The organism is Chromobacterium sp. LK1 (assembly GCF_001043555.1).
Taxonomy (GTDB): domain Bacteria; phylum Pseudomonadota; class Gammaproteobacteria; order Burkholderiales; family Chromobacteriaceae; genus Chromobacterium; species Chromobacterium aquaticum.
Window position 1 is genome coordinate 14,610 of sequence record NZ_LDUI01000012.1, and the last position, 13,445, is coordinate 28,054.

Here is a 13,445-nt window from a genome sequence, read left to right on the forward strand (position 1 = left end):
TTGGCCATGAACCGTCTTTGTTATCGTCTGATTTTCAACCGCGCGCGCGGCCTGATCATGGCCGTTGCCGAGATCGTCAAGCCGATGGGCGCGGGCGGAGGCCGCTCCGCCGCGCCGGCGGCGCCAAGCCAGCGCCTGGGCGTGACCCTGCGCGGCATCGTCTGGGCCAGTTGGTGCGCGCTGGCCGGCGCCGCCGCGCTGGCCGGCGGCATCGTGGCGGACCCGAACGCTCCGGCGGCGCAACGCCCCAGCGTGATCAACACCGCCAACGGCCTGCCGCAGGTGAACATCCAGGCGCCCAGCGCCGCCGGGGTGTCGCGCAACCAGTACAGCCAGTTCGACGTCAACAAGGGCGGGGCCATTCTCAATAACAGCGCCACCAGCGTGCAGACCCAGCTAGGCGGCTGGATCCAGGGCAACCCCAATCTCAATCCGGCCGCGCCGGCGCGGGTCATCCTCAACGAAGTCAACAGCGCCCACCCTAGCCAGCTGCGCGGCTTCCTGGAAGTGGCCGGCGGCCGCGCCCAGGTCATCGTGGCCAACCCTTCCGGCATTCTCTGCGACGGCTGCGGCACCATCAACGCCGGGCGCATGACCCTGACCACCGGCCGCCCGGAACTGAACCCGGACGGCAGCCTGGCCGGCTACCGCGTGGAAAGCGGCGTCATCCGCATCGAGGGCGCCGGCATGCAGGCCGGCAGCACCGAGTACGCCGAACTGATGGCGCGGGCGGTGGAAGTGCAGGCCGGCATCTGGGCGCCGCAGCTTAGCGTCAGCGCCGGCCGCAACCGCATCAGCGCCGATCACCAAAACATCCAGGCCCTGGCGGCGGACAGCGCCGGACGGCCCGGCTTCGCCATCGACGTGGCGCAATTGGGCGGCATGTACGCCGGCAAGATCCGTCTGCTGGCCACCGAGGCCGGCGTCGGCGTGCGCAGCAGCGGCCAACTGAGCGGCGACGAGCAACTGAAGCTGGACAGCGCCGGCCAACTGACCCTGAACGGCCGCCAGAACGGCGGCGACATCCAATACCATGCCGCCGGCGACATCGAACACGGCGGCGCCAGCTATAGCCGCGGCAAGCTGGAGCTGAGCGGCGACGCCGCCCTGCGCCAGAGCGGCACCGTGGCGGCGGCCGGCGATGTGACGGTTGGCGCACGCAGCATTGCCGCCAGCGGCGATTTCGCCGCCGGCAGCGACGACAAGGGGCAAGTGGGAACGAGCGGCGCGCTGAGCCTGAACGCCGGCGACAAGCTGCAACTGAGCGGCCACGCCTTGGCCGGCTCCAGCCTGGAACTGAAGGCGGCGGCGCTGGATGCGGCCGACGCCAAACTGCGCGCCAAGGATAGCGTGAGGCTGACGGCGGAGAACGGGCTGGGCCTCAGCCGCGCCAGCTTGAACACCGGCCGGCTGCTCATCCAGGCTGGCGGGCAGCTCAATAGCGACGCGGCCAAGCTGCAAGCCGGTCAATGGCGGGCCAGCGCCGCCGCGCTCAGCAACCAGGGCGGCGTTTGGGAACAGCTGGGCCAGGGCAGCGGCGACTTCCGCATCGGCCAACTGCTGGACAACCGCGGCGGCCGCATCGAGGCCGACAGCCTGGCGCTGAGCCTTGGCCGGCTGGATAACGGCGGCGGCAAACTGCTGGCCCTGGGCGACACGGCGCAGTCCTGGAGCGTGCGGCAAGATCTGAGCAATCAGGGCGGCCTGATCGGCGGCAACGCCGAGCTGCGCCTGAACGCCGGCAGCCTGGACAATGCCGGCGGCACGGTGCAAAGCGCGCGCGGTCTCACGCTGCGAATCGATGCCGCCGCCGGCAACCGCGACGGCAAGCTGCTGGCCGCGGACGGTTTGAACTTGACGGCCGGCAGCCTGGACAACCGCGACGGCGGCCGTGTCGATGCCGGCAAAAATCTGGTGCTGAATACCTCCGGCCTGCTGGACAACCGGGCCGGTCTGCTGGCGGGCAATACCGATGTCGCCATCAGCGCCGGCGCGCTGAGCAATGCCAAGGGCGCGATAGAAAGCCTGGGGGAACTGAGGCTGAGCGCCCAGGGCTTGCTGGACAACAATCAGGGCAAGCTGCTCAGCGCCGGCGCGCAGATGCTGAAAGCCGATGGCTTCGCCAATGACGGCGGCAGCATAGGCAGCCGCGGCAGCCTGTCACTGGACAGCGGCGCCGCCAGCAACCGCGGCGGCGAAATCCTCAGCCTGGGCAATGCCGAATTCAAGCTGGCCAGTCTGGACAACGCCGGTGGCAAGGTGCACAGCGACGGCAAGCTGGAACTGCAGGCACAGGGCGACATCCTGAATCAGCAAGGGGTGGTCAGTACGTTGCAACAGCTGGAGCTGCACAGCCGCGACGGCAAGATAGCCAGCCAAAGCGGCAGGCTTCAGGCCGGCGCTACGCTGAACGCCAGCGCGAAGCTGCTGGACAATAGCCAGGGCGGCGTCATCGACGGCGGCGGCAAGCTGACGCTGAACAGCGCCGGCCAACTGGGCAACGACGGCGGGCGCATTCGTGGCGGCGCGGCGGTGGAACTTCATGCCGGCGGCCTCGGCAATGCCGGCGGAGCGCTGGAAAGCAAGACCACGCTTACGCTCAAGGTGGATGGCGCGCTGGACAACCACGGCGGCAAACTGTTGAGCGAGCAAGCGCAGAGCTTGCAGGCCGGCAGCCTGAACAACGACCAGGGCAGCATAGGCAGCCGCGCCGGCTTGACGCTGGACAGCGGCGTCGCCAGCAACCGCGGCGGCGAAATCCTCAGCCTGGGCGATGCCGAACTCAAGCTGGCCAGCCTGGACAATGCCAGCGGCAAGCTGCACAGCGACGGCAAGCTGGAGCTGAGGGCAGAGGGCGACATCCTGAGCCGCAAGGGCCAGATCAGCGCCTTGAAGCAAGTGGAACTGCATAGTCAGGGCGGCAAACTGGACAGCCAAGGCGGCAAGCTGCTGTCCGGCGGCACGCTGAACGCCAGCGCGCAGCTGCTGGACAATAGCCAGGGCGGCGTCATCGATGGCGGCGGCAAGCTGAGCTTGAACAGCGCCGGGCGGCTGGACAATGCCGGCGGTCGTATCGGCAGCGGCGCCGACATCGCGCTGCGAGCGGGCGAACTCGAGAACGCAGGCGGCGTGGTGGAAGGCGAGGCTGCCGTCAGCGCGAATATCGACCAGGCCTTGAACAATGGCCAAGGCAAGCTGCGCAGCAAGCAGGCGCTCAGCGTGCAGGCCGGCAGCGTCAACAACGACGGCGGCGAGATCGCCAGCCATCAGAGCTTGAGCTTGCAAGCCGGCGCCGCCAGCAACCGCGGCGGTGAAATCCTCAGCCTGGGCGATGGCGAGTTCCAATTGGCCAGCCTGGACAATGTCGGCGGCAAGCTGCTCAGCGACGGCACGCTGCGGCTAGGGGCGCAGGGCGACATCCTGAACCAGCAAGGGGTGGTCAGCACGCTGCAGCAACTGGAACTGCATAGTCGCGACGGCAAGATAGACAATGCGGGCGGCAAGCTGCAGGCCGGAGATACGCTGGCGCTTAGCGCGCAACAGCTGGACAACGGCCAGGGCGGCGTCATCGACGGCGGCGACAAGCTGACACTGAACAGCGCCGGCCAACTGGGCAATGACGGCGGGCGCATCCATGGCGGCGCGGCGGTGGAGCTGCAGGCCGGCGGCCTCGGCAATGCTGGCGGCGCGCTGGAAAGCGCAAGCACGCTTACGCTCAAGGTGGACGGCAGGCTGGACAACCACGGCGGCAAACTGTTGAGCGAGCAAGCGCAGAGCTTGCAGGCCGGCAGCCTGAACAACGACCAGGGCAGCATAGGCAGCCGCGCTGGATTGACGCTGGACAGCGGCGCCGCCAGCAACCGCGGCGGCGAAATCCTCAGCCTGGGCGATGCCGAGCTCAAACTGGCCAGCCTGGACAACGCCGGTGGCAAGCTGCACAGCGACGGCAAGCTGGAGCTGAGGGCAGAGGGCGACATCCTGAGCCGCAAGGGTCAGATCAGCGCTCTGAAACAACTGGAACTGCATAGCCAGGGCGGCAAGCTGGACAACCAGGGGGGCAAGCTGCTGTCCGGCGGTACGCTGAACGCCAGCGCGCAGCTGCTGGACAATAGCCAGGGCGGCGTCATCGATGGCGGCGGCAAGCTGAGCTTGAACAGCGCCGGCCAGCTGGACAATGCCGGCGGTCGCATCGGCAGCGGCGCCGACATCGCGCTGCGAGCGGGCGAACTGGATAACGCAGGCGGCGTGGTGGAAGGCGAGGCCGCCGTCAGCGCGAATATCGACCAGGCCTTGAACAATGGCCAAGGCAAGCTACGCAGCAAGCAGGCGCTAAGCGTGCAGGCCGGCAGCGTCAACAACGACGGCGGCGAGATCGCCAGCCTGCAAGACTTGGATTTGCAGACGGGCGCGGCCAGTAACCAGGGCGGCACCATCGCCAGCCTGGGCAAGGGCGAGCTTCGCTTGGACAGCTTGCGGAACATCGACGGCAAGATTCTGAGCGGCGGCCAACTGCAGTTGGCCGCGCAGCGCGACATCCAGAATGCGCGCGGCCTGATCGGCGCCGATCAACAACTGAGGCTGAACAGCCGCGACGGCAAGATAGACAATCAGGGCGGCAAGCTGCAGGCCGGCGACACCTTGGCGCTCAGCGCGCGACAGCTGGACAACGGTCAGGGCGGCGTCATCGACGGCGACGGCAAGCTGACGCTGCACAGCGCCGGCCAACTGGGCAATGACGGCGGCCGCATTCGTGGCGGCGCGGCGGTGGAGCTGGAGGCCGGCGAGCTGAGCAATGTCGGCGGCGCGCTGGAAAGCACCGGCGCGCAGGCGCTCAAGGTGGATGGCGCGCTGGACAACCACGGCGGCAAATTGCTGAGCGAGCAGGCGCAGAGCCTGCAGGCCGCCAGCCTGAACAACGACGGCGGCAGCATCGGCAGCCGCGCCGGCTTGAAACTGGACAGCGGCGCCGCCAGCAACCGTGGCGGCGAAATTCTCAGCCTGGGGGATGCCGAACTCAAGCTGGCCAGCCTGGACAACAACGGCGGCAAGGTGCACGGCGACGGCAAGCTGGACGTGCGGACACAGGGTGAACTCCTGAACCGCAAGGGCCAGTTCAGCGCGTTGAAACAACTGGAGCTGCGCAGCCAGGCCGGCAAGCTGGACAACCAGGGCGGCAAGCTATTGTCCGGCGGCGCGTTGAACGCCAGCGGACAACAACTGGACAATAGCCAGGGCGGCGTCATCGACGGGCGCGGCGCGCTGGACCTGTCCGCCAACGATGGCCTGGACAACCGCGGCGGCGCGATCAGCGCCGGCGCCGGCCTGACGGCGCAGGCCGCCAAGATCGACAACGCCGGCGGCGCAATGGAAAGCGAAGCCGCGCTGACCTTGAGCGCCAGCGGTCAGCTGAATAATGCGAAAGGCTCCTTGCTGAGCAACCAGCGGCAAAGCCTGAAAGCGGGCAGCCTGAACAATGACGATGGCGACATCGTCAGCCGCGCCGCGCTCAAGCTGCAAACCGGCGTCGCCAGCAACCAAGGCGGCCGCATCACCAGCCTGGGCGACGGCGAGATCCAGCTGGATCAACTGGACAATGGCGGCGGCAAGCTGCAAAGCGGCGGCGCGCTGACCCTGCTGAGCCAAGGCGAGATCAACAACCAGCAGGGCCGCATCAGCGCTCAGCGCACGATGCGGCTGGACGGCAGGGCGCTGCGCAATCAGCACGGCACGCTGGCCGGCGGCGAAGGCATCGAGCTGCGCGCCGGCCAGATGGACAACCAGGACGGCGCGGTGGCCAGCCAGCGCGGCTTGAGCCTGACGTTGGACACGCTGGACAACCGCGACGGCAAGATGCAGACCCTGGGCGAAATGACGCTGAGTAGCGCCGGCCTGCTGAATAATCAGGGCGGCAAGCTGGTGGCGAATCAGGGCCTGCAACTGAGCGCCGGCGAACTGGACAACCAGCGCGGCCTGATCAATAGCGGCCAGGCCATGAAGCTGGACGGCGGCGTGCTGCGCAATCAGCACGGCAAGCTGATCAGCAGCGGCGATGCGAGCTATCAGCTGACGCAGTTGCTCAATCAGGACGGCGAACTGCAAAGCGGCGGCGCGGCGCAACTGAGCCTGAGCGGCGCGCTGGACAATAGCCAGGGCAAGATCATCACCGACCAGGGCCTGCAGCTGCAGGCCGCCGCGGTCAACAACGCCGGCGGCATGCTCAGCAGCCGCGGCGCCTTGGCGCTGAGCGCCGGCGAACTGGGCAACCGCTATGGCAGCCTGCTGAGCCTGGGCGACATCAGCCTGGGCCTGAGCGGCTTCGACAATCAATACGGCCAAGTACAGACCGCGGGTGCGCTGGACGCGCAACTGAGCGGCCAGATCGACAACCGCCAGGGCAAGCTGATCGCCGATCGCGACCAGCGGCTGCGCGCCAGCCTGCTGCACAACCAGGGCGGCGCGGTCAGCAGCGGCCAGGCGCTGAGCCTGAACGCCGGGCAATTGAACAACCAGGGCGGCAAGATGGTGGGGCAGGCCAGCCTTAGTCTGGACCTGCGGCAGGATTACGTCTTCCGCGACGGCGACACCCTGGCCAGCCAGGGCGCGCTGAGCCTGCGCACCAGCGGCAGCCTGCGCAATGAGGGAAAATGGGCCAACGCCGGCAACATCAGCCTGCAAGCAGCCAGCTTCAGCAATGCCGCCGGCGCCAAGCTGGCCGCGCGCGGCCAGCTGGACATCAACAGCGCCGGCCAGGCGCTCAACCAGGGCCGGCTGGACGCCGAGCAGCTGAGCTTGACCGCGGCGGCGCTGGACAACACCGGCATGATCAGCGGCCGCGACGTCATGGTGAACGGCGGCGTCATCGACAACCACGGTGGCCAGGCGGTGCTGGCCGCCACCCGCAGCCTCAGCCTCAACGCGGGCAGCCGCCTGAGCAACCGCGACAGCGGCTACATCTACAGCGGCGGCGCCTTGAGTCTAAGCAGCGGCGACCTGATTGAAAACATTTCCACCACCATAGAGGCCGAAGGCGATGTTTCCATCCGCGCCGGCCGGCTCAACAACCAGCGCACCCACGTCAATATCCAGCGCGCGGCGGAAAGCGAGAACTATAGCTGGTACAAGTACAACTACTATTGGGACGTGTTCGAACGCGTGGGCGGCTGGGACTGGTCGGCCGTCACCAAATCGCTGCCGGTCAACGACGCTGAAGCGGCCAAGACGCGTTACGGCACCATCCTGCAGGTGAATGAAGCCAAGAAGCAGGCCCTGGTCCGTTTCCAAGGCACTCAGGAACGCTGGGTCAACTACAACGCCATCAAGAAAAACGACAGCGGCGGCTACGACATGACCTTCTACCAAGGCTACAGCTGCTTCCAGGGTGCGGCCTGTCCTTACGAGCACACCGTCTGGCGCGAGGTATGGTCTGGTCGCAACGAACAATGGAACCCGGACATTCACATCAATCCGCTGGAGCTGGATTTTGTCGACCCCAATAACAAGTTCAACTTGCGGAATCGCTCCGCCAGCGGCACCAAGACCCGCGACAAATTGATCTCCGTCGGCGAAGTCGCCAGCCTGAGCGCCGGCGGCAATATGACGGTGAGCATCAGCGGACAACTCTTGAACGACGCCAGCCGCATCGCCGCCAATGGCGGCATCACCATCAACGGGGCGGACAACGGCGGCGGAGATGGCCGGGTGATCAACCGCGCCTATTCCGTCAACGAGCGCATCCAGGAAACCGGCACCGATCACTACGACCGCAACACCCGCCATTGGTATCCCACATACACCTTGGACAAAACGGTGGCGCTGCAGACCATAGACGCCACCATCGCCGGTCACCAGGGCGTCAGCGTGCGCGCGCCCAGCATAGAAAACATCACCGTCAATCCGGCCCAGGTCAGCGTGGCCGAAGCGGCCAAGGCCGCCGCGCAGGCGGAACAGGCGGCTTGGGACGGCGCGCAGACCGCCGCCAGCGCCGGCCAGGCCCGTGGCGGCCAGGGGCCGCAGGCCGGCCGCCTGGGCCAGGTGCAATCCGGCGCGGAAGCCTTGCCCTTGAGTTTGGGCGCGGGCGAACGCATCGCTCCTAGCGCAGGGCATAACGCGGTGGCCGCGGTGCAAGCCGGCACGGCGGCACAGCAGGTCAAGCTGGAGCAAAACCCGTCCACTGTCGGCCCGGCGCTTGAAGGCGCCAAGCTGGAGCACGCCCAGGCCGGCGGCGCCCCCGCCGCCGCGCAAGTGGCCACGGCCCAGCCGCGCGCGCAAACGCATCCGCTCAAGGGCAGCGCCGCCCAGCCCGGCTTGCTGGACCGCCTGCCCAACAACCAGCTGTTCCAGCAAAACCCCAGCCCCACGGCGCCCTACCTGATAGAGACCGACAGCCGCTTCACCGAGTACAACAACTTCGTCAGCAGCGACTACATGCTGAAACAGTTGAACTACGACCCGGCCGGCGTGCACAAGCGCTTGGGCGACGGCTATTACGAGCAAAAGCTGGTGCGCGACCAGATCCTGGCGCTGACCGGCCGCCCATCGCTGCGCGGCGAAGACGCCACCGAGCAATTCAAGGCGCTGATGAACCAGGGCGTCAACGTGGCCAAGGACTTCCGGCTCACCACCGGGGTGGCGCTGACGCCGGCGCAAATCGCCGCCTTGCAGCAAGATATCGTCTGGATGGTCAGCGAAACCGTCCACACCGCCAACGGGCCGCAAACCGTGCTGGTGCCCACCGTCTATCTGGCGCACAACACCGTGGGGCTCACCGGCGACGGCGCGGTGATCGCCGGCAAGGACCTCAGCCTGTCCGCCGCCAGCCTGAGCAATAGCGGCAAGCTGCAAGCCGATCAAAGCCTGGTGGCCAAGGCCGATGTCATCCGCAACACCGGCGGCCTGATCCAGGCCGACACCGTCAAGCTGCTGGCGGACAACCTGACGCTGGACACGGATCTGCAGAACGCCGGCCGCCAGGCCGCCGTCAGCGGGCGCGATGTCAGCCTGAGCGGCGCTGACATCGCTTTGAAGGGCGCCAAGGTGGACGCCTTGGAACAACTGACGCTCAGCGCCAGCAACAATCTGACCTTGGGCACCGCGCGCAGCCGCAAGGAAGGCAGCGTGGACCTGATCGCCGGCAGCATGGGCAACCGCGATGCCAGCTTGGGCCCCGATGTGGGCGGCAGCGGCGTCGCCACCGTCAGCGGCGTGTGGGAGACCGCGCAGGGCAGCAGCCTGCAATCCGGCGGCAAGCTCAACTTGAGCGCGGGCAAGGACCTGACGTTGACCGGCTCCAGCGCTCAGGCCAAGGGGCAGCTCAATGTCAGCGCCGGCAACCGGCTGTCGGTATTGGCCGACAAGACCACCAACAACACCAAGCTCACCGCCGATAGCGCCAGCTCTCGCGTGGAGGCGCGCTATCAGGCCGATACGCTGATTGCCAGCCAGCTCAGCGGCGGAGCCGGCGTGGTCGCCGTGGCCGGCCAGGCGCTCAGCGTGCAAGGCAGCCGCGTCGCCAGCGATCAGGGCCAGGTGCTGCTGTCCGGCACGCAAGTGGATATCGGCGCGACGGAGCGCCATGTGGAAATCGACGATTACGAAAACAACCACATTGGCCAGACCCGCAGCCAGCGCCAGCAAGCCATACGTGACACGCAAGCGCAGGGCAGCCAGATCGGCGGTCAGCAGGGTGTGACCATCCAGGCACGCGATACCGACATCAAAGTGCTGGGAAGCGATATCGCCAGCGATAAAGGCGATCTCAAGCTCAGCGCCACCCGCGACATCCAAGTGGGCGCGGCGGCAGAAAACTACAGCTTCCAGGAACAATCCAGCAGCACCCGCAAGGGCTTGGCCAGCAGCAAGCAAAGCCAGGGCAAGACCGATAATTGGCAAACGACAGCCAAGGGTAGCAGCCTGTCCGGCGACAGCATTCGTATGCAAGCCGGACAGGACCTGACCGTGGCCGGCAGCAGCGTGGCCGCGACTCATGACGTGGATCTGCTCGCCGGCCGGGACGCCAACGTCACCACCGCAGAGAATCGTCAGTACAACCACCACGAGGAAAGCGTCAAGAAATCCGGCTTGCTGAGTAGCGGCGGCATCGGCTTCAGCATCGGCAGCCAGAAACAGCGAGACCAAGTAGGCGAAACCAGCGTCAGCCATACCAGCAGCACCGTTGGCAGCGTGCTGGGCCATGTCAATGTCGATGCCGGCCGCAATGCCTTGATCAAGGGCTCCGACTTGGTCGCCGGCGGCGATATCGACGTGTTGGCGCAGAACATCCGTGTCGAAGACGTGGCCAACCGCTATCAGCGCGACGAGAAGCACGAAGCCAGCAAGAGCGGCCTGACCGTGGCCTTGTCCGGAGCGGTGGGCTCCGCCGCCAATACCGCGGTGCAACAGGCGCAGGAACTGAGCAAGGCGCCAAGCGGCCGCCTGGCCGCGCTGCAAGGCATACAGGCCGGCCTGTCAGGCTATCAAGCCTACCAGGCCTATCAGCAGGAAATGCTGAAGCCGGCGGAAGAGCAAAGCTTTGTCGGCGTCAGCCTGTCGGTGGGCAGCCAGAAGAGCGAATCCCATAGCCAGCGCCAGCAAAGCCAGAGCCAGGGCAGCCAGCTCACCGCCGGCGGCAATCTCAGCCTCACCGCCACCGGCAGCGGCGCGAAGGATGCCCAGGGCAAGGCGCAGGACGGCGATATCAGCGTCACCGGCGGCCATCTCAAGGCCGGCAAGGAGCTGACGCTGGACGCCGCGCGCGACTTGCAGCTGCAGGCCGGCCATCACCAGGACAGCCAGAACGGCGGCAACAACAGCAGCGGCTGGAACGTGGGCGTCAGCATAGGCATAGGCCAGGGCGCGGGCATTTCCGTGTTCGCCAACGCCAACAAGGGCAAGGGCAAGGAGGAGGGCAATGGCAGCCGCTGGAACGAAACCGTGCTCAGCGCCGGCGACACCCTGAACCTGCAAAGCGGCCGCGATACCAGCCTGACCGGAGCGCAAGCCAGCGGCAAGACCGTGGTGGCGGACATCGGCCGCAATCTGACGCTGCAAAGCCAGCAAGATCGGGACTACTACCACAGCCAGCAAAGCAATATCTCAGCCGGCGCCAGCTTCACTTTCGGCAGCATGAACGGCAGCACCTCCATCAGCGGCAGCCGCCAGAAGGCGGACAGCGACTTTGTCAGCGTGCAGCAGCAAACCGGCCTCTACGCCGGCCAGGGCGGCTTCGACATCCAGGTGGGCCGCCATACCCAACTGGACGGCGCGGTGATCGCCAGCACCGCCAAGGCCGACAAAAACACGCTGGATACCGGCACGCTGGGCTTCAGCAATCAGCACAACCAGGCGGACTTCAAGGTGGAAAGCCAAAGCTTCGGCTTCAGCACCGGCGGCAGCCTCACCGGCACGCTGAAAGGCACGCTGATGAGCCAGGGCGCCAGCAGCGTGCTGGGCGGCGGCAACAGCAGCGGCCACGCCGAATCCACCACCTACGCCGCGATCAGCGAAGGCGCGATCAAGGTCCGCGACCAGGACAAACAGCAACAAGACCTGAAAGCCCTGAGCCGCGACGCCGAACACGCCGCCAACGGCCTGAGCCCTATCTTCGATAAGGAGAAGGAGCTCAACCGCCTGCAGGAAGCGCAGCTGGTCGGCCAGATCGGCGCGCAAGCCACCCAGATCGTCGCCACTGAGATGATGATGAAGGCGAACGAGGAGTTGCGACGCAATCCCAAATATGCGGACAGCAAGGAATATAAGGAGCTGAACGCTAAATGGGGGGCCGACAGCGATTTCCAGCGTGCCGCCCAAGCCGCCACCGCCGCGCTGCAAGGCCTGGCTGGCGGCAATGTGCAAGCCGCCCTCAGCGGTGCCGCCGCGCCTTACCTGGCTGGCGTGGTCAAGAACATGACCGATGGCAATAAAGAAGCCAATGTGATGGCGCACGCCTTGCTGGGTGCGACGCTGGCACAGATGAAGGGTGAGAGCGCGGCGGCGGGAGCCGCGGGCGGCGCAGCGGCTCCGGTCGTGGCAGAATTGCTGCTTAACCAACTATACCCAGGGAAAGCAGTCAAGGATCTCAACGAGTCCCAGAAACAGACCATTTCCGCGCTGACCACGATGGCGGGCAGCTTGGCTGGCTCACTGGCTGGGGGGGATAGTGCTGGCGCGTTGAGTGGGGCGCAGGCGGCTAAGAATGAAGTCGAGAACAACTTTTTAGCTATTCCTACACCTCCGCCGCCACTTCCAGGAATGCAGGTTCCCAGCGTTAATGTAGGTTTGGATGGTAAACCTAATTTGGCTGAGCAAATCGCTAAAGAAGTTCAGGCTTCGATGTCAGGCTTTGGTGAGGCAGTTGGGAATCCTGCAGCATTTGGAGAGTGGGTGCTGGAGGGGTTTGGTATCACTAAGCCGATTGATCCGAATAACTATAGCGTGCATCCTGATGTTGACAGGGTTTTTTCTGGGCATACAACCGTTGAAAATGTTACCTCTCGTGGAACCAGTATTGAAAGTGTGCCGAATGGAAATCGGGAGCAGGCAGATGCAGATTTTGATAAATTAAAATTGAAAAATGTTCGGGAGATAAAAACCCCGAAAGGAGAGATTCGTATGGGAGTTATGTCTGATGGTACGGTAGTCAAAGTTAGACCAAGCAATGATGGCGGAGCATCACGACCAACAATTGAAATTATTAATTCAAAAGGACGAACAATTCGGGAGATTAGATATGGCTCTAAGTGATTTTAAAAGAGGTTTTTTGAATGAAGGCTTGGTTTTTCGCCTGTCAGGATACTTTAAGGCTGATGGCTATATTGATTTTGATAAAATTCGTAGTTTAGATTGGGGGGGGTATGCGTTGGATGATAAAAATATTTTTGATGAAGACGCGGATTGTTTGAGTTTGGCGATAAATGGCATCGATGCTGGCAGCGTATTTTTGGTTCGGGGCATGGATGTGAGCGCTAACAGCAATAGGGTCGAGTGTCTTATATTCGAGTCAACAAAGGAGAGGTTGGAGGAGTTTCAAAGGTTTGATTTTGATCTCGAACTGCCGTTGTTGGATTGTGTTTTATTTGATGAGGAGATTAGGTTTTTGGTTTTTCGACCAGCTACCTTTGATAAGGATATGATGTATTTTGGCCCCTCATCATTTCTAAATTCTGCAGTTTGCGGAGAGGGGTGGAGAAAAATTTTTTAATTAATGGGGTGTGGCCTGGTGATGTGTTGTTGTTTATGGAGGTTCTAGAGGGGGGGCTAAATATTGATTTTATCGATGTTTGTTAGTTGATGGTACATGATGGGCAATATGACTTTGAATTAGAGCTAAATCTACTTAAAAGGCTAGGGGGCTTAATATTGCTTTAGGTGTTTCTTGCTACGAAAGTGAAGGCCTGCTGTAAGCCAGAGTAACTGTTGGTTTTGTTCGGCGCTGTTGCATAAATCCTCAA

The 13,445-nt window shown here is 64.4% G+C and carries 2 protein-coding genes; both read left to right on the plus strand.

Annotation, left to right across the window (positions count from 1 at the left end):
* Nucleotides 1–6 precede the first annotated feature (6 nt).
* Entirely contained in the window at nucleotides 7–12,738 is a 12,732-nt protein-coding gene (locus VI26_RS24335) for a hemagglutinin repeat-containing protein (protein WP_048408906.1), read from the plus strand.
* The gene (locus VI26_RS06340; RefSeq protein WP_156183764.1) at nucleotides 12,725–13,195 is read left to right on the plus strand and encodes a hypothetical protein; all 471 of its coding nucleotides are present in this window, start codon (nucleotides 12,725–12,727) and stop codon (nucleotides 13,193–13,195) included. Before VI26_RS24335 ends, VI26_RS06340 begins: the two co-directional genes overlap by 14 nt.
* Nucleotides 13,196–13,445: the final 250 nt, after the last annotated feature.